Origin of the sequence: Treponema sp. OMZ 838, from assembly GCF_000775995.1 — a bacterium.
Classification (GTDB): domain Bacteria; phylum Spirochaetota; class Spirochaetia; order Treponematales; family Treponemataceae; genus Treponema.
The window spans coordinates 2,194,735-2,215,838 of the sequence record NZ_CP009227.1 but is presented as its reverse complement, the minus strand read 5'-3'; the positions used below and the strand labels follow the sequence as shown (position 1 = coordinate 2,215,838).

Sequence of the window (21,104 nt, the reverse complement as noted above, 5' to 3'; positions counted from 1 at the left end):
CAAAACCTGAAGTTTATGGACGGCCCCACGCTCCGGCGATAAAAATGCATTATAATTTCTTCTGTTCCGCTTCTCTGGGACAGAACTTTACCGTCTTGCTTTCCCGTCTGAGCGGTAACGCATAACCGGCACAACTTTCTGCTATTTCACCTCTCGTATAGACATCAATAGCTCAGAATTTTGATGTTGTTGATGATAAACTTTTTGTACGATTACTTTTTATGGATGACTTTTAGAGGGCGGCAGATTACCGCATATATTACTAAATCTCACTTGATGTATACCGATAATTAAACATTTTGTCAAGCAAAAAATAAATCTTAAATCTTTATCCTGCCTTTGAAGCTGCGCATCAGCGTCAGTTTGTCGGTGTACTCCAAATCGCCGCCGACCGGCAGTCCCGATGCAAGGCGGGTAACCTCAACGGGAAGATCGCGCAGCACCTTTTGGATATAAAGGGCGGTGGTATCCCCTTCGATTGTCGGGTTGGTTGCGAGAATCACTTCTTTTACCGCCGTACCGTTGCCGATACGCTTAACAAGGCTTGCAATGCGGAGCTGTTCCGGACCGATACCTTCAAGCGGCGCGATAACGCCGCCAAGCACGTGAAAAAGCCCGCGGTATTCGCCCATGCTCATCAAGGTATAAACATCCTGCGGCTGCTCCACGACACAGATGCATGAGCCGTCCCGCCCCGGATCGCTGCAAACGGCGCACACGTCCTGATCGGTAAAAGCGCCGCATATCGGGCAGGGCTTAATACTCTCGTGAAGCTTGTAGAGGCTGTCTGCCAGTCGGTGGGCATAGGGAGGCTCTTGCTTCAGGATATGATATGCGAGCCGGGCGGCGCTCTTTTTTCCGATACCCGGCAGGCGGCATAAATTGTCGATAAGGTCTTCAAGCGCATTCATTATGACGGCATTCCTCCCGTAAGCGCGGCGAGCGGTCCCATTTTTTCCTTCAAGGTATCCTTAATTTTTTCTATTGCATCGGTATGAGCCGAGCGGATCAGGTCTTGTAACATCGGAATATCGCGGTTATCGACAGCGATGGGATCCAATTCGACTTTTACCATATCGAAGGTACCGCTGAGCGTTACCTTTACCAAGCCGCCGCCCGAAACACCTTGCACGCGGAGCGCCGCCAGTTCTTCTTGCATTTTCCCGAAATGAGTCTGCAAATCTTTTGCGTTTTTCATCAATTCAAAGGGATTTATATTCATTATTCTTCCTCCGGTTCTTCTACAACCACTTTTTTCTGTATGTCAACGATGCTACCTTTGATATTACGCAGCACCATCTCTACCCGCGCAGGGACGGAAACTTTTTGTACCGTCTCTTCTTGAGCGAGCGTTATCTGTATTTTCAATTCTTTGCCGTAAAGCTCCGCCGTCTTTCGGGTTAGGATATTTTTTTCCCGCTGCAGCTGCTGTACTTCAAAAGGGTTGTGAACAGCCATATACAGGATGCCGTCCCGTTCGCGCCAGTTGAGCGTTTTTCCGACCGCAGCCGACAGCATCGTATGTTCTATGAGTAGATGCTGAACGAGCGCATCCTTGAGCTCATCGATGCTTTGCACACGGGGCGGCGGCGTGGTTCCGGTTGGCGACTGCCGCACTGCCGAAGGCTGAGGTACCGACACCGGCGGCTGAATCTGCGGCGTCCCCTGCGGTACCGGAACATCCCGCTGCTGCACCGGCGCTGCTCCGGTTGCCGGACGCTGTACCTCCTGTTGCTGCTGCACTGCTCCGGTTGCCGGATGCTGAGTATAACCTAGCGGGGCATTGGCCGAAATTCCTGTCTGCGAGGTGCCTGCTATTCCGACCGAAGCATTGACCGGTATCCCGGCCGATGCGGTATTTCCGTAAGTACCGGCAACCCTCAGCGAAGAGAAGCCGCCGGTCTTAAAAAAGGGGAGTCAGCCCCGCCTTTTTGCGGCACCCCGCTGCCGGGCAGTGCTCTGGTTGCAGATTGAACTGCCGTAGGTAAGCCCGCGAGCAGCGCTTGAGCCGCATCAAAGGCTTCTTTCAGTTCCTTTGGGGAAACATAGTCGGAAAGCCATGCAAGGCGGGAAACCGTTAATTCCAGTTCATAACGAGGATTAAGCGAGAAGCGGAGATCTCTGAAAAGCTGCAAAAACAGATACAGCGCACGCTCAAGCTGTTGCGCATCCCATCCCGTCAGTATCTCCTGCGGAAACCGATCCGCGCGCTGCCCGATCAAAGCCTCTTTTGTAATGCCCTGTTGTATTAATAGAAGACTGCGGAGATAGTTGGTGCAGTCTACCGTAAATTGCTCGGTAGAAACACCGTTTTGCAGAATAGTATCAAGGGTGAGCAGCGCGGCGGCGGCATCTTTTTGAACGCAAGCAGTCAGCAAGGCTCCGATCGAATCAGTACCCGTTAAACCGAGCGTGCTCTGTATTTTTTCAAAGGTGATATGCCCGTCCGAAAAGGCAGCCACTTGATCGAATAAAGTGTAACAATCGCGCACGCTCCCGGTAGCCTCGCGCGCAATCCAGTACAGCGCCTCGTCGTCAGCCTCGATATGCAGCTCCGCCGCCGCCTCTGCTAAAGCCTGTTTAAGCACTTCTACATCGACTAATTTAAAGTTAAAGTGCTGGCAGCGGCTTTTGATAGTTGCCGGAACTTTGTGCAGTTCGGTTGTTGCAAAAATAAAGATAACATAGGGAGGCGGCTCTTCAATCGTTTTCAGCAACGCATTGAAAGCGCTTGTAGAAAGCATGTGAACTTCGTCGATAATATAGATTTTATAACGGCTGGTATTAGGCGGAAAGAGGATTTCGTCCTTGATTTGCCGCACATCGTTGACGCTCGTATTCGATGCGCCGTCTATTTCGATAACGTCAATGCTTGAACCCGCTGTAATTTCGCGACACGAGGTACACACTCCGCAGGGAGTAGCGACTGTTCCCGTTTCGCAGTTGAGTGCCTTGGCTAAAATACGCGCCGAACTGGTTTTACCGCATCCGCGCGGCCCCGAAAAAAGATACGCATGGGCTATTTTCCCCGCTTCAATAGATTTTTGCAGCGTCGCCGCAACAAAATCCTGCCCTAATAAATCTTCAAATCGCTGAGGCCTGCGCCGTGTCGCAGTTACTTGGTACTCCATCCGGAGATAGTATCATAAATTGAGGTTTGGATAAAGTATTTACTCACGTAAAAATCTAACGGAAAGTCTTGCCCTCTAATCGAAAGACTCCTTGTCTAACAAGTCATACACTGATATAGTACACTATGCACACAGAAAAAATTATTATCCTTGATTTCGGAGGGCAGTATATTCAGCTCATTGCCCGCCGTATCCGCGAATGCGGTGTTTATTGTGAAGTACTTCCTTTCGACGCAGAGCTTACCCGTATACAAAGTATTTCTTTAAAGGGAATCATCTTATCCGGAGCGCCCGACTCCGTGTATGCCGATGATGCGGCAACCTGCAATCCTGAAATATTCAACTTAGGGGTACCGGTGTTGGGTATCTGTTACGGAATGCAGCTGATGACGTATTTGCTCGGCGGAAAAGTGCAGCCGGCAGAAAAAAGCGAATTCGGTAAAACCAAGCTCTACACCAGCGGAGATTCGGCAGGTGCAGCGCTCTGGAAAGATTGTCCGGCAGACTCCATCGTGTGGATGAGCCACAACGACAGCGTATCCGCCCTCCCCGAAGGGTTTACAACCATTGCGAAAACGGATAACTGTCCTATCGCCGCTATGGCGAACACCGAACGCGGGTGCTACGGCGTACAATTCCATCCCGAAGTATTACACTCCGTATACGGCACACAAATGCTCAAAAACTTTGTGCGCGGCATTTGCGGATGTACCGAAGTATGGAACGCCGCAACCGCCGCCGATTCGGTCATTCAAGAAATAAAACAAAAGGTCGGCAACAAAAAGGTTATTTCGGCTCTGTCGGGCGGAGTTGATTCCTCCGTCGCTTCGGTACTGGTGCATAAGGCTGTCGGCGATCAGCTTACCTGTATCTTTGTCGATCACGGTCTTTTACGCAAAGACGAAGCTGCACAAGTATTAAAAACATACCGTGAAACACTCGGTCTTAACATCATCCATGTGGATGCCTCCAAGCGGTTCTTAAAAAAACTTGCCGGAGTAACCGAACCCGAACGCAAGCGGAAGATTATCGGTGAAGAATTTATCCGCGTTTTTGAAGAAGAAGCGAAAAAGATCGGCACGGTTGACTTTTTGGTACAAGGAACCATCTATCCCGATGTTATTGAATCCGGCGGCAGTAAAAAAGCGGCGGTCATAAAATCCCATCACAATGTCGGCGGACTTCCCAAAAATATCGACTTTAAAGAATTGATTGAACCGCTGCGGATGCTGTTTAAGGATGAGGTACGGGCGCTCGGCACGGCGCTTGGTATTCCCGATGAATTAGTCAAGCGGCAGCCCTTCCCCGGCCCGGGACTTGCGGTGCGTATCTTAGGAGAAATCACCCCCGAACGGCTGCATTGGGTGCGCGAAAGCGATGCCATCCTCCGCGAAGAGATTGCGCAGGCGGGCTTGGCGGATTCTATTTGGCAGTATTTTACCGTATTCCCCAATGTCCGCACGGTCGGCGCTATGGGAGATGGCAGAACGTATGACAACCTGATAGCACTACGGGCGGTAACTTCCGTCGATGCGATGACGGTTGAGGTCGCGGAAATTCCGTATCCGCTGCTGCAGAAGATTACGCTCCGCATCATCAACGAAGTCAAAGGCATCAACCGCGTAGTGTATGACATTACGCCCAAGCCGCCCGCCACCATTGAATGGGAGTAACGCCATCCGTATGAATATCAAAACCCTTCATATAAAACGACTTTTTCTTTTTCTTGCTCTTATTTCGCTATTTCTCTGCTTTTCATGCAGGTCGGTTCCCCCGTCCATTCCTAAAGCGATTATGGGTACCGGACGCATGACGCAGGAACAACTCGTTTCGTTCTTTTTAATGCAAACCGCATTAGCGCAAACAGAAGAAGTTGATCAGGAAAAAGTCGAGCGGTTGGCAGGGTATTATGTGAAAGAATCCTCAGCTGAAGGAATAAATGCCGATATCGCTTTTGCACAGATGTGTTTGGAAACCGGCTTTTTACAGTTCGGCGGATTGGTAACCGCAGACATGAACAATTTTTGCGGACTCGGCGCGATCAATGCCGAAAATCCGGGTTTGGTGTTTCCCGACGAGCAAACGGGAGTCAGAGCGCATATTCAGCATCTAAAAGCATACGCCAGCGCCGAACCGCTCAAACTTCCATCCGTAGATCCTCGTTATCGCTATGTAAACCCGAAAGGCAAGGCGCCGCATATTTATAACCTTGCCGGAACGTGGGCATCGGATCCCGCTTACGGGCATAAAATAGACCAGCTACTGCGCCGTATGTACGCAGGGTTGTAACGAAAATATAACCGGTAACCTCTAAAAAACTCAATTTTTGAGGTTATTTTAAATTGATTTACAAAGGAGATCACTATGACAATAGCTGAACGTATTAACGTATTACGCAATAAAATGGCGGAATGCGGCTTCGACGCGTATTATATTCCCACCGCCGACCCGCATCAGTGCGAATATCTTGCCGAACACGATAAGACCCGTGTCTTTATTTCCGGCTTTACCGGCTCTGCAGGCGCCGTATTGGTTACAAAAGACAAGGCCTTTTTATGGACTGACGGCCGGTATTTTTTACAGGCTGAAAAAGAATTGAAGGGAAGCGGCATCTTCTTGCAAAAGAGCGGAGAACCGAATGTACCGACCGTATTTGAATATCTTGCACAGACGCTTCCTGCGGGAAGTACGATCGGTATGGACGGGAAAGTGATGGCGGTTAATTCGTTTGCACAGTTTAATTCGTCGCTTCCCGATATGAAGTTTGTTATCGACCGTGATCTCATCGGGGAGATGTGGATGGATCGGCCTGCGCCCGTATTAAGCGCCGCCTTTTTACTCGATGTCCGCTACACGGGAAAATCCGCGTCGGAAAAAATCAAAGAAGTCCGCGCGGCGCTTCGGGAAAAGAAAGCGGAGGCAACGGTTATCGGGGCTTTGGAGGATGTTTGTTACCTTTTTAATATCCGCGGCAACGATATTGAATGCACACCGGTTGTTACCGCCTACGCCTTGGTTGATATGCAGAGGACACGGCTTTACATCGACGCGCGGCAAATGACGGATGAGGTGAAGGCGGCGCTGGAAAAAGAAGGCGTGTCGGTTGCTCCTTACGAAGCGGTTTTCGCCGATGCCGAAAAGTTACAGGGTACGGTCTACATTGATCCGGCACGGACAAATATCTTCTTACGCAACAAGATTAAGGCGAATATCATAGAAGGCCTTAATATCACTTCTTCGATGAAAGCGGTGAAAAACGAAACCGAAATTAAAAACTACCGGAATGCATTCCTCAAAGACGGCATCGCGATGGTCAAAATCCTCAAATGGGTGGAAGATCATGCCGATAGTGGCGTTACCGAATGGGATGTTTCTGAACAGCTGCTGCGCTTCCGTGCCGAACAGCCCGACTTTATCGAAGCGAGCTTTACCACGATTGCCGGATACGGAGCAAATGCGGCGATTATCCACTACGGGCCAAAAAAAGAAACGGCCGCTACCTTGCAACCCAAAGGCTTTTTACTGCTCGACTCAGGCGGACAATATAAAGACGGAACAACGGATATTACCCGTACCATCCCGCTCGGCTCGCTCACCGCGGAAGAAAAAGAAGATTATACACTGGTGTTAAAAGGGCATATCCAGCTCGCCTTAGCAAAGTTCCCCGAAAACACGACCGGCTATAAGCTTGATATCCTTGCCCGCAATCCGCTCCGGAAATACGGTAAAGACTATAAGCACGGTACCGGACACGGCGTCGGATATGTGCTGTCCGTTCACGAAGGGCCGCAGAATATCGGGCTCCGCTATACGGACGCTCCGATGAAGGCGGGTATGATTACCTCCAACGAGCCCGGCTTTTACTGCGCTGGCAGTCACGGTATCCGCATCGAAAACCTCACACTGACAAAGGAATGGAAAACGACTGAGTACGGCACCTTCTTGAAGTTTGAAACGCTGACGCTCTGCCCGATCGACACACGGCCGGTGGTGAAGGAGCTACTGCTTCCCGAAGAACTCAAGTGGCTGAATGATTATAATCAAGCGGTTCGCACGGCGCTGGAACCTCATTTGGATGAGGCACATCGTGCATTCTTAAAAGAACGGACACAGGCACTGTAAGAGGGCTGAGGAGTAAAATAATGAAATCTGATTGATTTTTCATGTATTCCATTATATAGTTATGAGTGGAGGTTCAATATGGCAATGTTACAAGTCCGCGATATAGATGATCGATTATATGATAGGCTAAAATTTGTTGCGAAATTGGATAACCGCTCAATCAGTCAACAAGTTATTACAATTTTACAGGATTATTTTACTTCAATTCCCATAAAACAAAAAAATGCCACGGAAGAATTCTTAAAACTTGCAGGTTCTTGGGAAGATAGCCGAACTACAGAAGCAATAATCGATGATATTTATAGTTCGCGAGTAAATTCTACAAGATTTGAGGCATTAGATGGCATATTTAATTGATACGGATATAATAATTTTTGCTCTTCGTAAAGATAAGTCGGTTCTGATAAAATTTGAAGAGAACAAGAACATCCCCATTTCAATTTCAATGATCACTTATGCAGAGCTGATTTTTGGAGCAAAGCGTTCTCAAAACGAACAGCAAAACATGATTAAAGTAAGGCATATCCGTGAACTTTATCCGATTGAAGACTTAAACGAAGGTGTGATGGAAGTTTTTGCCGATATAAAAGCAAAAATGTTTAACAATGGAATACGAATTGAAGATATGGATTTATTGATTGCAGCAACAGCAATTTACAATGATTTAACACTGGTAACAAACAATGTGAAGCACTTTGAAAAAATCCCATATTTAAAATTGGAAAACTGGAAAAGTTAGGAAACCTAATGCCTGCTTCAATCCGCCATTGCTCTGCAATGCAGGGTAAACAAATGTTAAGATGATAGGAAGATAGAGCAGATGACGGAAAAGCGGACAGCCGCAGGACGGATTATCATGGGGATCGACCCCGGGCTTGCCTCTACCGGCTACGGCATTATTACGGTGTCCGGCAGCAGGATGCGCTGTATCGATTACGGTGTTATTCAAACGGAAGCGGGACAGGTACAGGGGGACCGGCTGCTCATTGTCTTTGACCGGCTTACGGAGCTTATCCGCACATACCAACCTGCTGCCGCCGGTATCGAAACGCTCTATTTCGCAAAAAACGTAACGAGCGCGTTGAGTGTTTCGGAGGCGCGCGGCGTAACGCTGCTTGCCTTAGCGCAGGCAGGCGTTCCTGTCTTTCAATACGCGCCGAATGCTATTAAAAAAGCAGTTACCGGCATTGCGCAGGCGGAAAAGCAGCAAGTACAGCTCACGGTACAGTTATTGCTCGGCCTTAAAACGATACCGAAACCCGACCATGCCGCCGATGCGCTGGCGGCGGCGATTACATACGTAAATACAGTACCTACCTAAGGGTTGTTTTTTTTATATGGGCTGTATATACTGTTCCAATGCTTTTTTATTTATCGGGGCTTCTTTCTTCATTCTACGGCCCCATGCGGCTTTTACAATCATATCTCGTACTTATTTCAATTTCATTTTATGTAGGCTTTTTTTTAACGGTATTCATTTTACCGTGCTTTTATGCCCGTTTACCGAAAGACAGAGGAAAGGAATTCGGTATTTCTCCTGAGGCAGCAAAAGGAAAACCGACCGGCGGCGGGGTCGTATTTATTACGATTTTTGTCGTTATGATTTTTCTGCTGATCATGCCTTCGGGTACGCAAATAGCGGTACTGGTTTTAACATGGTTGGTGATGCTCACCGGCTATCTTGACGACCGGTCGGTTAATCCGTGGGGAGAATACCGGAAAGGCGCATTGGATTTAGTGTTGTCGCTGATTACTGCGACAGTGCTCTTTCATTGGTATTTTGACGATTCCATTTCTTACTGGATTCCGTTTATGAGTCAAAGTATCGCGGTACATCCTGCCGTATTTTTTACGGTTTCCGTTTTAATTTTATGGTTTTCTATCAATACGACAAACTGTACCGATGGAGTAGACGGACTTTCCGGAACCCTCATTTTGATGGCGCTTATTTCGCTTGGTATGGTCTTCTATTTTATTATCGGGAACGTAAAAGTTTCGGAATATCTGCTTATTCCGCATCGGGTAGATGGCGCGCAGTGGGCGCTTATCTGCTTTAGTCTTTCCGGTGTACTGATGGGATACCTGTGGCACAATGCCTATCCAAGTAAGGTGATGATGGGAGATGCCGGTTCCCGCGCACTCGGCTTTTTTATCGGCGTATTGGTTATTATTTCGGGCAATCCCTTCTTGCTGTTAATGACCAGTGGAATGATTCTGCTCAACGGCGGCACAGGCCTTGTTAAAGTGGCGTTATTACGCTTTTTTCATATCCGTATTTTTAGGAATATTCGGTTCCCGCTCCATGACCATATGCGGAAAAACCTTCAATGGTCATCGACGCAGGTATTGATAAAATTCCTTATTTTACAACTGCTGATTACGCTTGCCGTATTTGCAGTCCTATTCAAAATCCGCTAAGCTTTGACTGACTCTGATCGCAAGAGCGCTGTGCGCAGTTCATATGATACGCACAATATCGGTATGGATATGCAGGACGAGCCTGACCCGCTGTTTATCCGGAGCAAAGCGCTTATCGGAACGGAAGGGGTTAACCGGCTTCGAAAATTGCGGGTCGCGGTATTCGGTATCGGCGGTGTCGGCGGGTATACGGTTGAAGCCCTTGCACGCGCCGGTATCGGGACACTATATCTCGTTGACGGCGATACGGTAAGCCCTTCAAACCTTAACCGGCAGCTCTATGCGCTTACCTCTACCATCGGACAGTATAAAACCGCTGCTGCCGCCGCACGAATCGCCGATATAAACCCGGTGTGTACGGTGCATCAGGTTGTTCAGCACATTCTCCCCGATGCGGACGGCTCTCTTTCTTTCTTACCTTTTTTATCCGACATCGATTGTATTGTCGATGCGGTTGATACGATTTCACTCAAGGTTGCACTGGCAGCAGAGGCGGAAAACCGCGGCATCCCAATCGTAGCGGCAATGGGCTGCGGAAATAAGCTCCGCGCGGATTTATTTCAATTTGCCGACATTTACGATACTGCCGTTTGCCCCTTGTGTAAAACCATGCGCGGACTGCTAAAAAAACGGGGAGTAAAAAAGCTGCGGGTACTATATTCCAAGGAAGTTCCCGCTGTCCGCAGCCGTCCGCCAAGCTCGGTTTCATGGGTACCCGCCGCAGCCGGTATTCTGCTTGCAGGCGATCTACTCAATCAGATATTACAGGGGATCTCTAAAAACTCAAGTATAACTTTTAGATGTCCCCAGACGTAGTTCTCTTTTATGAGAAATCCCCATTGATTACTACACCACTACACCATACAGAAATTATCAGGGTACAGCGCCGGTTACTCCAGCTTATATTGCAAAAGCAAAATTCGCAGCGCTTCTCGGTTCGCGACGCCGAAATACTTACAGGCTGCAGCCATGTCTTTTTTGACCACAGAGGTGCTGACATAATAGCGATTTCCCAGCGTTTCGTAAGTTTCACCGTGTTTAATCGAACCGAGGATAAATGCGATTTGGCGCTCCGAAAGCTCATAATCCGATAATTTTAATGTTGAACCTTTCGGCGGCAGGGTAACGGCAGTCGTTACCGTTTCGTTCGGCAACAAAAGATACGAAAGCTTTCCTTCGAGTTTTTGATACAATGCAGCGCAGGCAGTAAGCCCGAATAGTGTCCCTAAGATTTCAAATATAACGAATGTAAATCCGAGGACAGGATAGATTGTTATAGTAACCAGCAACCAGTAGACACCAAGCAATATCACCTTTTTTCTCCGATTAACGGCAAATTCTCCGTTAACAAAACAGAGGATAATACCGATACAGAACATCGAAGTTCCGATTCCCATAAAGCCGACAAGAACGGCATTTCCTGCTTCGACAAAAAAGACAATGTAGGTTAAGAGTTTTTTTTGGGGATGAACGATAAGGATAATGGAAAGACACACGCAAAAAGCGTTCAACCCAGCTTTAATTAAATTCATATACGGTATAACAGATGCATATGGAATAGCTACTTTGATATTCATTATCATTGCAAAGGTCATCATACCGGCATTTAAAATATATAACAGACGATCAGGGCTTAGTTTTTTAGTCATAATCGGCAGTACCATATCAAAAATAGTGTGAAAATTCTAGACTTTCCCAAAGATTATAGCCATGCCGGACAGCGTAACCATGGTTCTTTTTAAGCAACCATGGTTCTTTTTCATTAAAAATGCTGGCTGTATAGAGAAATTCTGCTATTCTATAGTAGGAATATTCTGTGTTAATTCTTTTACATCATCAATAAACATCACAATAACGCAGAGTATATGTATGCTACCGCGTACCAATTCAGCATCCTCAAAAATTGACATTTTGTGCGGTTGCTGAATTTTAGGGAGATTTTTATGCGCAAAGCTTTTATTATTTTAACAGGAATACTGTTTACTCTTTTGTTTGCAACCTGTCAGCAGTTTACCGCAGATATAGACGACTATTTAAGTCTTTGGTCTTCCCAGGCTTTTATTCTAAACTCGACTATAGACAAGAAAACCTATAATGACGCAAACGGTATTGTAAGTGTCGCTTCTGCGGATGATGTTACCATTACGCTGAAAGTACAAAACCCCAAGTCGTTCCGGTTTGTTATGCCGTCCGCGTCCGAAACAAGAAATATCGTTGGGTTTGCTCATTTTGCCGGGACAAAACCCGCAGCCGGTACTGATTATGAACTGACACAGCTTACAGCGGATACCTTGCAGCTTGTATATAAAAATTCTTTTTTGAAAAACTCCGAATGGGGCGAAAAAGATATCTCGTCTACCATCACCCTGTATGCCAATGACGGACGGCCGCCGTTTAAACAAACCTTTACCATTCCTCTTAAAGCGAATACCCCGCCTCCGAAGCCGGGCTATGCCGTTGCAAAGACAGCCGGAACATCTGCTTATTATGTGCTGTGTATCAGGGTGCCGGAGATGGATACGGCAGTACCGGGAGGACTGTTGCATAAAGATCTTACCCGTATTGAGGTCAACGGAACACCCTATACCTTTTCGGTAAACGAGGCGGAACATACGTTTGTAAGGCCGGAGGCTGATGTCTTTATTACGCAGTCCGCTGTAGAACGGCTGAGCGGAGCTGAAGGCGATGAACTTCCTACCGGCAAGTGGGTATTGTATTACAAAACCGATGTTGAAGTGAAAGCCGGCGCTGCAAAAAAAGACTATACAATTAAACTGATAGATAAAAAAGGTTTGGTTTCCGACATATTGAACGCAAGCACAAAACCGAATAAGGCGGAACCTGAAAATATTGCTATTACGAAAGGGACTCCCTCTGGCGGAAGCGGCAGCGACACTAATCCGACGATTATCGGTACCGACAGCAGCAGAGCGGAACTGACGATATCCTCCCCAACGGCGAATACCACGGTGCACTGCACATGCACCGATACAAGCGACGGTTCCGTTACAAGATACAACGCCAAGCACGTTACCGTACTGCTTCCGTTAAGCAGCGCCGGTGAAAAAAAGTACAAGCTGGAGTATTACATAGACGGCGAAGGCTTTGCTGCAACGCCGGTAAAAACGATTTATTATAAGGTTGCGAAAAAGTACACCGTAACATTCAGCGCAGTAGACGGAACCGGCGGAACGCTTAAAGCAAAACCTGAGGGCGGTTCTGAGAGTACAATAGGTTCCGTTTCAGTTCTGCATGGCGGAACCGTAACCTTTACTGCAACACCGACAGATCCAACCCACTACAAGGTAGGAGACTGGACTTGTACACCTTCGGAAGGCTTTACAGGGGCAAGTGGACAGTCGAGTGCCACGCTTACCGTAACGACAGACACAACTGTAAGTGTGCAGTTTGTACAGCTTAATGCTTTAAACCTGAGTAAACTTAAAATACACGGGCGAGACGCTTCGGTCGGTTCCGTTACGCTGCCTTATACTATAACTCAAGTGAAGAAAGAGGATATAAGTCTTGCGTTTAGCGGACAGACGGGAATTGACTTTACCGTAACACCGTCATTGCCGCTTAACTTAACGGAAGGAGAGAGTCTAACCATTACCATAAACGTTGCAGCAGATCCAGGCAATTATCCTGCGTGGTCAAAAACGGTAAGCATAACCCGTGTGAAAAACGACGTTGCAAAGTTACGGAGCTTTACGCTTAACGGAGAAACCAAAACTGCGGCTTCCGATAGTTCTTTTGCGAGCGAATACGAGGTTGCGTCCGAGCAGGCAGAAGTAAAAGGCTTTAGCTTTGATACCGGCAGTGACGGAGCAACGGCAAGCGTAAGCCCTGCGGGCAGCGAATCTATCCCAGTCAGTACGGGTAAAAAGTTTACCATCACGGTAACAGCTCAAAACGGTACGCAAAGCACCGTAAAATTTACCGTAAAGCGCAAAAAATACGACGTATCTTACAGTGTAGACAACGGAGTGGGCGGAACGCTTAAAGCAACACCTGCGGGCGGCACTGAGAGTACAACAAGCTCATCAGCGACCGTTTCAGTTGAGCACGGTGGAAGTGTAACCTTTAAAGCACAGCCCAACCTCGCGTGGGAAATTGAAGGTTGGACGCTTGACAGTACCGCTATAAGCGGGGCGGATAGTACCTATAGTCTTTCTAACATAAAGAGCGATAAAGCCGTAAAGGTGAAGTTTAAGAAGGTGACGACCGTAAAACACACCGATAATAACGCGTGGCAGTTGTTAAAAGAAGTTGTTAAAATCGCTGACAATAATGCCGTTATCATCATAGACGGTGAAATAAAGGCGACAAACGGAGACAATGCGGGTGAAATCAAAATAAACAAACACCTGACGATTAAAATGGCGGACGGTGCATCATCCGCCGTGATCGACGCGAACAAAGACACAGGCAGTAAACCGAAGCACCGCATTTTCAAGGTGGAGAGCGGCAAAACGCTTACCCTTGAAAACCTGACGCTTAAAGGTGGAAAGGCAGAGGGGACACAAGATGCGGATAACTATGGCGGCGCGATCTATGCAAGCGGTGCAATCGTCAATATAACAAACTGCACCCTCAAGGGCAACGAGGCGGCTCTGGGCGGCGGTGCAATTTATGCACGAGAGGTAGGCAGTACTGCTTCCACCATAAAAATCAGCGGCGGCACTATCGGCGGCGACACAGACGAGGATAAGAACAAGGTAACCAGCAAGTGGCAATTCGGCGGCGGTATCCTTGTAGTGACTGGCTGTACCTTAACGCTTGACAGTGTACGGATTATCGGCAACGAGGCATGGAGAGCCGGCGGTGTGCGCGCAAACGAATCAACTGTTAAAATGACCGACTGTACTATTAAAAACAACAAGACAACAGGCGACAATGACTCAGGCGGCGGCGGCGTATATACCTTTATGGGAATGCTCATCATGACAGGCTGTACCATTACGGGCAACGAAGCAGCCACAAACGGTGGCGGCTTAAATGTTGAGGGCACAACTACCAACATCACAAACTGCACCTTTACGGGGAACACCGCAAAGAACGGCGGCGGTATCTATACGAAAAAGGAGAAAGGCACCCCACCCACCGTAACAATCAACGGCGGCACTATCGGCGGCACGGATACGGATAAGGCAAACAAAGCAACCGGAACCGGCTCCGATGGCAACGGCGGAGGCATTTATATCGGTGAAGACTGCAAGGTAACACTGCAAAATAACGGCTCCACCGGCTGCACAATTACGGGCAACACAGCACAGCGCGGCGGCGGAGTTTATGTGGAAGGCGGCACCTTTAAGATGAGCGGCTCCGCAGTCGTTACGCCCGCTACCGGATCAGAGGCGAATGATAAGGGGAAAAACGACGTGTATTTGGTGACCGGACAGGCGATAACCGTTGACGACCCGCTCACCCCTCAAGGCGGAATCGCGGCGCGCATTACGGTACCGAACGACAACTACCAGACGGGGACGAAGGTGCTTGCGGGAGATAAGGTCGGTACGGAGTACACCAAGTTCGTCGTAACACCGAATGGCAACAAGCGTTGGACAGTGAAAAGCGACGGTACATTGTCAAACACTCTCGCTGACATTTTTGCCAATATCACGAAGGATCAGATAGAAGCCGAAATTGGAGCCGCAAACTCTGCAATGGTTTATACGGAGGGTAAAACAATTACCAACCTTATCACGACGTTGCAAGGCAAACTGATACTTTATATGACAGGTAAATATGATTACGGCATTATGCACGTTACCGAAGTAAACAACACAAGTAACGGAGGTAAAGGACATATTAAGTTTAATTACAAAACCTTTAGAACATATCATAGCGATGTTCTGCAAAATAGTGGTAAAGTGGTAAATGGAGATGCGAGCTTTGATTTAGACTCTGGAGGATCTGGTTCTAGTGGTAATGATTTTCAGCTTAAAACTGCTGCCAGTCAGTTCAAAATTTTAGACAACGCCAAGTTTTATATACTGCCTAATTAAATGGGTAATAGGTAAGGGAAAGAAAGACACTTGTTTCGGATAAAAGAGCCTTTCCTTCCCTTCGACCCTTCCTATCTTCAAAATAACCGCTTAGGTAGATTGCGAACCGGTGCAGCAATCTTCCCAAAGAACCCGCCGCGCGTATTACGCCGGAAAGCTACAGGGCGACGACGGTGCTTACGGGCAATATAACAACCGGCGAAAACCGCAAGAAGTTCACCGTGCCGCCGCAGAAAGTTACGGTGGGATCGGAGAACGGGAAGATATTTTGGTACATTTCCGCTACCGGTTTGTTGAAAGCGGAAGTTGAGGATCTTCAAACGTTGAAAGAAGCAGTTCAGGCTGCACCTGCCGATGATAAGCCTTTTATTATAAAGCTGGCGGGTACTATCGACGACCTTCAAACGGTTCAAATACCGGGGACATAAAAAGATTATGCTCAAGGCTGATACAGCGGTAACCTTAACATGTCCTCAGAAGTGGAACGACTATAAACACTTACATGTAAAAGAACATGCCTCATTAACATTAAAAGGGCTAATAAAACTGCAAGGCGCTGCGTACGGAAGGAATAGTCAATACGCGCTTTATGTAGAAACCGGAGGCACGGCAGAAATCAAAAATGGCGTAACAATTACCGAGTTTAAAAATTCCTGGTTTACAAACGGGGGTGACCATGACGGAAAAGGTCCTGTTTTTGTAGACGGAACACTTACCATGTCAGGCGGAACAATTACCGGCAACCAAGCCAAAAATGGCGGCGGCGTATATTCACAGGGAAGTTTTACGATGTCAGGCGGAACAATTACCAAGAATAAAGCAAATACTGACGGCAAGGCGGTGATGCTTCAGCATTATTTTAACTGGGCTGGCGGCGAGATCAAAGACAACCAAGAAGGCTCCGGCTCGGTAATTGGAGACAGTGGTGGCTATTTTCAAAACAACTGCCATGGTACGGCAACCTAAGGGGGGATTCCTTGGAGGCAACCGTATCAAAAGTATTTTAGTGCGGTTGCCTCCCTGCTGTGCGGAATTTTACACAAAATTCCGCACAGTTTTTTCCAGCAGAGGGGAAAACGTATCAGGCTGTTTTATCATATCTGCCATAGATGGTGGTAATACTAGTCAGCAGCAATACGGCTGCAAGAAGGATTAGGAATGAGTTTCGTCTAGAGCGTCTACCTCGTCTGTGGTTAGGCCGGAAATTTTACAAATATCCACAAGCGGATAGCCCATAGTAAGCATTGTTTTTGCCGTTTCAAGCTTTGCTTGACGGGAACCCTCTGAGCGACCTCTTGCTTCACCTTCTGCAAGCCCCATATCAAAACTTTCTTCCCGTTGTACTGCTATGTCGGTATCATAATCATACTCACCTATTAACATGTTCAGAACCTCCTTCGATTTCCGTTGTAAATATTCCCGTAAAATATCGTTTTGTATACATTCTTTGATTGCTTTTTCAAACCCATGTTCCTTATCAACAGCAATATTGCGGCGTACGGCATCAACAAACAAGCTGTATTGTTTCAGCGGCTTGCAGCGCTCAAGTATTTCACTTGCTTTATCATAATTGATATTAACCACTTTTACGGATAATTCAAGAGCATATTCATTATGTTTTTGAGTGAATGAATCAGATAGTTTTAAGAGCGAATCACCGCGATATGGTTCTTTTCCGTTATAAAAGACATAAAACTCCGGTGTTGGAATAGCTAACTGTTTACGGCTATACTTTTCTTTTGACTTATAAAACTATTCGTATAAGCGAGCAATATATTCAAGGCATCTGATTGGCATATTGGGATTTATGGTCGACTGACGTTCTGCCAGCACGATAATCTTATTGTCAACGAGATACGATACATCGTTAGCGAAACTCATATAGAGTACTTGTTTAAGCCGTATGTTTTTCAAAATAGTGGTAGATTGGTAATCAGTACCGTGCAGCGCGTTATATAGCGATAAAAAATTAGCTTTCGCGGTTTTGTCTGTACTGAATAGGTCGACAAAGACAGAATCTTTGTATCGGCGATTACGTTTTTTCATAGTATGTTCCTCCATAGGCATATATAACTACTTATAGAGCACGGATGAAGAAATGGCTAACAAAATGGGGATAATTCATCATTTTTTTGATAAAAACTGAAACTGAGGGGGAAAACAATTCAGAATTATGAATTACTCATTATCAATTACAAATTGACAATGTGATTGTTGATAAATCAAAGGCGTTTGCGTTGAAGGTCATCGCCTTGTACAAAAAGCTTTGCGATACGAACCGTGAGTTTGTTATGTCAAAACAGCTTTTAAAAAGCGGAACGAGCATCGGAGCAAACATTAAAGAAGCCCAGCAAGGACAAAGCAAGGCAGACTTCGGGAACCGCGGGATTTGCCCTCTGAGAGCCCCATATCAGAAGTTTCTTCCCGTTGTACTGCTATGTCGGTATCATAATCGTATTTACCTATTAATATGTTTAAACTCTCCTCTTTTGCAAAAATGCAAAGCATCTACTCCACCCCTTTGCAAAAAGCATTTCAGAAGCGGCACGGATGGCGATGGTTCTATTCAGTAGCGATATTTTTACGCAGCAAAAACATCGCAGTTCAAAAAAGGAAAGGCATTCTAAACGGTTGATATACCGCTGCCTATTTCTATCTTTATGTTATGCAGGAAAAAATTGTGAAGAAAGTAGAATTATATTCAGAAAAAGTTATAATAGCAAACAGGAGATATCATGGGAATTTTGAAGAACACATTCGGTAAAAAAAATAAAAAAATGGACACTCAAGCACCGCTCATTTTATCTATGCCAATGTTTAAAGGTGATAGCGGGTATTCATTGGAGAAAGTTATCGAGGATTTAAAATCATATTGGGGACTTACGGTTGATCAGATAGAGGGTGATGATACTACCGCTTCATTTGAAATCGGCGAAGAACGTGTAGTCATTGCGTTGATGCCTGCACCGATACCCGCTGAGGAATTTGAATCCATGTACAGCTATTCTTACCTTTGGAAAGATGCGGAGAAAGAGGTAAAAAAACATACACAGCATGCAATAGTTTCACTTTTAGCCGGCAATACCTCGGCAGTGGAAAGGTACTCTTTATTAACTAAAGTGAATGCTTCTATTTTGAGAACGTGTGAAACGGCAATAGGGGTATATCAAGGTGCATCGACACTGTTACTTCAGAAAAATCTTTATCTTGATTTTGCTCATTTTTTATTGGAGGATATGTTACCGATTCAGCTGTGGGTGTATATCGGGATTATCAATGGAGATGAGAAAAGCAGTGTTTATACATACGGGATGAAAGAGTTCGGTAAATCCGAAATAGAAATAATCGATGCACATATGAAAGGCAGTGAAGTATATGATTTTCTATTATCTATCCTTGAGTACGTTTTACGGCAAGATGTAACGCTGCACCACGGAGAAACCATAGGATTTACCGAAGAACAGAAAATTAAAATCACAGAATCGGAGGCAATTTATTTGGATGGCACATCATTAAAGATAGAATTATAGATTGCACGCAAGATGTCCGAGGTATCCTCCGCTGCTTTATCATATTTAGAAACCCTTTCTAACAATGAGCTTATAAAATTACTCCATTCTTTTACGATAACCCATGAAGATATTCGGAAGAAGAAGATTGCAGTATCCGTATCTGCAATACGGAAATTGCGTCAGCTGTAGAAGCTGAAATGATGAAATAAATACCGTTTAATGAGCACCGCTTTAAGCTAAGCTTGCCGCTCACTCTCCCCGCTACCTCCCCTCAAAAAACGCCTGCACCTTCTCCATAATCGCCTCCGACCAGCCGCCGCTCCACGCCAATTTTCCGCCATCCAGAAAAATAAAGTAATTGCAGCATGCAGCAATCAGCTCAGGATCGTGGCTGATAATGAACACGGTTTTGCCTGCACGGGCAAGGCGTGTGATATTTTCTGCAACTTCCCGCATGTGTGCGTAGTCAAGGCCGCTGGTCGGTTCGTCAAAAATAAGAAACTCCTTATCGGCAGCAATCGCGCTTGCGACGGCAAGTCGCTGCTTTTGTCCGCCCGATAACACCATCGGATGAACGTCCTTAAATTCCGAAAGATTCATCGCATCCAAAATGTCAAGCGCTTTTTGCCGAGCTTTTTGATGCGCCGCTTTGCCGCTTACATCACCTGAATCCATACTCAACAAGACTTCTTCGATAACGCTTTCCGTAAAAAGCTGATGGTTGACATCCTGCATCACCATATAGGACTTTTTCAGCCGTGCCTTTGCCGTGTAGAATTTTCCGTTATCGTTCAACACCCCCTTCGCCTGTTTTTCAAGCCCGCAGATAACCCGCGCCAAGGTCGATTTTCCTGCGCCGTTAAACCCAAGCACACCCGTAACCGCATCGGAAGGTACCTTCAGCTCCGGTATATCGAGAACGCGCTTTTTCCCGTAAGAAAACGCAAGACCGGAAAACGTAACGTACCGCTCGAATACCGGCGGCTTTTCGACAGAGGTATCTTCAAACACCGGCGGCTCTTCGGCAGGAGCACATTCGGATACCGGTGGCCTCTCGACAGAGGCACAGTCAAATGCCGGAGACTTTTCGGCGGGGGCACATTCAAAGATTCCTTCAAGGATTCCTCCGGTTTGACATGCACGGATACATCCCGGAGTGTATTCCATTGCTTTTTGCGAACGCAAACCTTTCCGATGCAGCGCTTCCGTGTCCACCTTCAGAAATTCCGCTATCGGAAAATCCTTGATAATCCGCCCGTTTTCCATATAGATCACTCGGTCGGCTATCTCCATCAGATAGTACAGTCGGTGCTCGGCGATAACGACCGTCTTTCCCTGCTCCTTCCATTTCCCTATTACCGCCTTCAAATTGGCAATGGAGCGGAGATCAAGATTGGAAGAAGGCTCATCCAAGACGAATATGGCAGGCTGCATCGCCGCCGCGGAAGCACACGCTATTTTTTGCTTTTCTCCGCCTGAAAGCGCAAACAGGTTTCTATCCAAAAGGTCAGCCATATCAAGGTCTCTGCTTACCTGCCCGATGCGGCGGTACATTTCTTCCCGCGGAACACCGGTATTTTCGTAGCCGAAAGCGATTTCACTCGTGGAATCCAAACTGAAAAACTGAGAGCGCGGATTTTGAAACACCGACCCGACTTTTTGCGAAAGCTCATACAGCGTTACGGACGCCGAATCTTTCCCGTCGATAAGTACCTGTCCTTCCAGCGTCCCCGCATAATACGCCGGAGCAAGCCCGTTAATCAGGCGGGTAATCGTCGTCTTACCGCAGCCCGACAGCCCGCATAGCAGTACCACCTGTCCCGCCGGGATTTGTAAGTCAATGCCGTACACTCCCGCGCTCCGCTCCGCGTTATGATAGGTAAAAGTTACATTTTTTAACTCAATCATCTTAT

Annotated in this window: 20 protein-coding genes and 1 pseudogene; 13 read left to right on the top strand and 8 right to left on the bottom strand. The window is 46.8% G+C overall.

Going from position 1 to position 21,104, the window contains the following annotated elements; all coding sequences use genetic code 11:
- Positions 1–320: 320 nt before the first annotated feature.
- From recR to dnaX, 4 genes are all read right to left on the bottom strand, one after another.
- Positions 321–911 carry a recombination mediator RecR gene (gene recR / locus QI63_RS10060; RefSeq protein WP_044016031.1) on the bottom strand — a complete coding sequence of 197 codons (591 nt, stop codon included), beginning with the start codon at positions 909–911 and terminating at the stop codon, positions 321–323.
- Positions 911–1,222: a YbaB/EbfC family nucleoid-associated protein gene (locus QI63_RS10055; RefSeq protein WP_044016029.1), complete on the bottom strand. Its 312-nt coding sequence runs from the start codon at positions 1,220–1,222 to the stop codon at positions 911–913. The genes recR and QI63_RS10055 overlap by 1 nt, the downstream gene beginning before the upstream one ends.
- Complete coding sequence (locus tag QI63_RS10050) at positions 1,222–1,743, bottom strand: DNA polymerase III subunit gamma/tau (protein ID WP_235619691.1); 522 nt, start codon at positions 1,741–1,743, stop codon at positions 1,222–1,224. The genes QI63_RS10055 and QI63_RS10050 overlap by 1 nt, the downstream gene beginning before the upstream one ends.
- A 137-nt stretch (positions 1,744–1,880) precedes the next feature.
- Entirely contained in the window at positions 1,881–3,131 is a 1,251-nt protein-coding gene (gene dnaX, locus QI63_RS10045) for a DNA polymerase III subunit gamma/tau (protein ID WP_044016025.1), read from the bottom strand.
- A gap of 125 nt (positions 3,132–3,256) precedes the next feature.
- On the opposite strand from dnaX, the gene guaA reads away from it, so the two are divergent.
- From guaA to QI63_RS10005, 8 genes are all read left to right on the top strand, one after another.
- Positions 3,257–4,804 carry a glutamine-hydrolyzing GMP synthase gene (guaA, locus tag QI63_RS10040; protein ID WP_044016023.1) on the top strand — a complete coding sequence of 516 codons (1,548 nt, stop codon included), beginning with the start codon at positions 3,257–3,259 and terminating at the stop codon, positions 4,802–4,804.
- A 10-nt stretch (positions 4,805–4,814) separates the two neighbouring features.
- Entirely contained in the window at positions 4,815–5,420 is a 606-nt protein-coding gene (locus QI63_RS10035) for a glucosaminidase domain-containing protein (protein ID WP_052185542.1), read from the top strand.
- 75 nt (positions 5,421–5,495) lie between these two features.
- On the top strand, positions 5,496–7,253 hold the full coding sequence (locus QI63_RS10030) for an aminopeptidase P family protein (RefSeq protein ID WP_044016021.1): 1,758 nt from the start codon (positions 5,496–5,498) through the stop codon (positions 7,251–7,253).
- A 78-nt stretch (positions 7,254–7,331) separates the two neighbouring features.
- Positions 7,332–7,610 (top strand): hypothetical protein, encoded by a 279-nt coding sequence (locus QI63_RS10025; RefSeq protein WP_044016019.1) that lies wholly within the window; start codon positions 7,332–7,334, stop codon positions 7,608–7,610.
- Positions 7,594–7,992 carry a type II toxin-antitoxin system VapC family toxin gene (locus tag QI63_RS10020; RefSeq protein ID WP_044016016.1) on the top strand — a complete coding sequence of 133 codons (399 nt, stop codon included), beginning with the start codon at positions 7,594–7,596 and terminating at the stop codon, positions 7,990–7,992. The genes QI63_RS10025 and QI63_RS10020 overlap by 17 nt, the downstream gene beginning before the upstream one ends.
- Before the next feature lie 81 nt (positions 7,993–8,073).
- Positions 8,074–8,574, top strand: coding sequence for a crossover junction endodeoxyribonuclease RuvC (gene ruvC, locus QI63_RS10015; protein WP_044016014.1), 501 nt, complete (start codon positions 8,074–8,076; stop codon positions 8,572–8,574).
- A gap of 38 nt (positions 8,575–8,612) precedes the next feature.
- A complete protein-coding gene (locus QI63_RS10010; protein WP_052185541.1) occupies positions 8,613–9,671 on the top strand; it encodes a phospho-N-acetylmuramoyl-pentapeptide-transferase in 1,059 nt (352 codons plus the stop codon).
- 69 nt (positions 9,672–9,740) lie between these two features.
- Positions 9,741–10,487 carry a tRNA threonylcarbamoyladenosine dehydratase gene (locus QI63_RS10005; protein WP_044017314.1) on the top strand — a complete coding sequence of 249 codons (747 nt, stop codon included), beginning with the start codon at positions 9,741–9,743 and terminating at the stop codon, positions 10,485–10,487.
- Between the two features lie 74 nt (positions 10,488–10,561).
- Here QI63_RS10005 and QI63_RS10000 read toward each other — a convergent pair whose 3' ends face one another.
- On the bottom strand, positions 10,562–11,320 hold the full coding sequence (locus tag QI63_RS10000) for a hypothetical protein (RefSeq protein ID WP_044017312.1): 759 nt from the start codon (positions 11,318–11,320) through the stop codon (positions 10,562–10,564).
- A gap of 294 nt (positions 11,321–11,614) precedes the next feature.
- Between QI63_RS10000 and QI63_RS12475 the strand changes: the two genes are divergently transcribed.
- From QI63_RS12475 to QI63_RS09985, 3 genes are all read left to right on the top strand, one after another.
- Positions 11,615–15,679 (top strand): right-handed parallel beta-helix repeat-containing protein, encoded by a 4,065-nt coding sequence (locus tag QI63_RS12475; RefSeq protein WP_052185539.1) that lies wholly within the window; start codon positions 11,615–11,617, stop codon positions 15,677–15,679.
- A gap of 173 nt (positions 15,680–15,852) precedes the next feature.
- A complete protein-coding gene (locus tag QI63_RS09990; RefSeq protein WP_044016010.1) occupies positions 15,853–16,107 on the top strand; it encodes a hypothetical protein in 255 nt (84 codons plus the stop codon).
- 7 nt (positions 16,108–16,114) lie between these two features.
- Complete coding sequence (locus QI63_RS09985) at positions 16,115–16,645, top strand: hypothetical protein (RefSeq protein ID WP_044016008.1); 531 nt, start codon at positions 16,115–16,117, stop codon at positions 16,643–16,645.
- Positions 16,646–16,831: 186 nt separating this feature from the next.
- Here the strand turns inward: QI63_RS09985 and QI63_RS09980 are convergent.
- Positions 16,832–17,725, bottom strand: a pseudogene (locus QI63_RS09980) (hypothetical protein).
- A gap of 161 nt (positions 17,726–17,886) precedes the next feature.
- Between QI63_RS09980 and QI63_RS13350 the strand changes: the two are divergent.
- The gene (locus QI63_RS13350; protein WP_235619689.1) at positions 17,887–18,252 is read left to right on the top strand and encodes a four helix bundle protein; all 366 of its coding nucleotides are present in this window, start codon (positions 17,887–17,889) and stop codon (positions 18,250–18,252) included.
- 162 nt (positions 18,253–18,414) lie between these two features.
- Positions 18,415–19,209: a DUF4261 domain-containing protein gene (locus QI63_RS09975; RefSeq protein ID WP_081984438.1), complete on the top strand. Its 795-nt coding sequence runs from the start codon at positions 18,415–18,417 to the stop codon at positions 19,207–19,209.
- A gap of 91 nt (positions 19,210–19,300) precedes the next feature.
- Here the strand turns inward: QI63_RS09975 and QI63_RS12980 are convergent, their stop codons facing one another.
- Together QI63_RS12980 and QI63_RS13075 are read right to left on the bottom strand one after the other, a co-directional pair.
- Positions 19,301–19,444 carry a hypothetical protein gene (locus tag QI63_RS12980; protein WP_158506665.1) on the bottom strand — a complete coding sequence of 48 codons (144 nt, stop codon included), beginning with the start codon at positions 19,442–19,444 and terminating at the stop codon, positions 19,301–19,303.
- 8 nt (positions 19,445–19,452) lie between these two features.
- Positions 19,453–21,099 (bottom strand): ABC transporter ATP-binding protein, encoded by a 1,647-nt coding sequence (locus QI63_RS13075; RefSeq protein WP_044016006.1) that lies wholly within the window; start codon positions 21,097–21,099, stop codon positions 19,453–19,455.
- Positions 21,100–21,104: the final 5 nt, after the last annotated feature.

Bases quoted from the DNA above. Each gene is read 5' to 3' on its own strand.
- guaA (WP_044016023.1), top strand. From the start codon at position 3,257: ATGCACACAGAAAAAATTATTATCCTTGATTTCGGAGGGCAGTATATT.
- QI63_RS10000 (WP_044017312.1), bottom strand. From the start codon at position 11,320: ATGACTAAAAAACTAAGCCCTGATCGTCTGTTATATATTTTAAATGCC.
- QI63_RS10020 (WP_044016016.1), top strand. From the start codon at position 7,594: ATGGCATATTTAATTGATACGGATATAATAATTTTTGCTCTTCGTAAA.
- ruvC (WP_044016014.1), top strand. From the start codon at position 8,074: ATGACGGAAAAGCGGACAGCCGCAGGACGGATTATCATGGGGATCGAC.
- QI63_RS10010 (WP_052185541.1), top strand. From the start codon at position 8,613: ATGCTTTTTTATTTATCGGGGCTTCTTTCTTCATTCTACGGCCCCATG.
- QI63_RS10055 (WP_044016029.1), bottom strand. From the start codon at position 1,222: ATGAATATAAATCCCTTTGAATTGATGAAAAACGCAAAAGATTTGCAG.
- QI63_RS09985 (WP_044016008.1), top strand. From the start codon at position 16,115: ATGCTCAAGGCTGATACAGCGGTAACCTTAACATGTCCTCAGAAGTGG.
- QI63_RS10030 (WP_044016021.1), top strand. From the start codon at position 5,496: ATGACAATAGCTGAACGTATTAACGTATTACGCAATAAAATGGCGGAA.
- QI63_RS10025 (WP_044016019.1), top strand. From the start codon at position 7,332: ATGGCAATGTTACAAGTCCGCGATATAGATGATCGATTATATGATAGG.
- recR (WP_044016031.1), bottom strand. From the start codon at position 911: ATGAATGCGCTTGAAGACCTTATCGACAATTTATGCCGCCTGCCGGGT.
- QI63_RS13075 (WP_044016006.1), bottom strand. From the start codon at position 21,099: ATGATTGAGTTAAAAAATGTAACTTTTACCTATCATAACGCGGAGCGG.
- QI63_RS10005 (WP_044017314.1), top strand. From the start codon at position 9,741: ATGCAGGACGAGCCTGACCCGCTGTTTATCCGGAGCAAAGCGCTTATC.
- dnaX (WP_044016025.1), bottom strand. From the start codon at position 3,131: ATGGAGTACCAAGTAACTGCGACACGGCGCAGGCCTCAGCGATTTGAA.
- QI63_RS09975 (WP_081984438.1), top strand. From the start codon at position 18,415: ATGGGAATTTTGAAGAACACATTCGGTAAAAAAAATAAAAAAATGGAC.
- QI63_RS12475 (WP_052185539.1), top strand. From the start codon at position 11,615: ATGCGCAAAGCTTTTATTATTTTAACAGGAATACTGTTTACTCTTTTG.
- QI63_RS10035 (WP_052185542.1), top strand. From the start codon at position 4,815: ATGAATATCAAAACCCTTCATATAAAACGACTTTTTCTTTTTCTTGCT.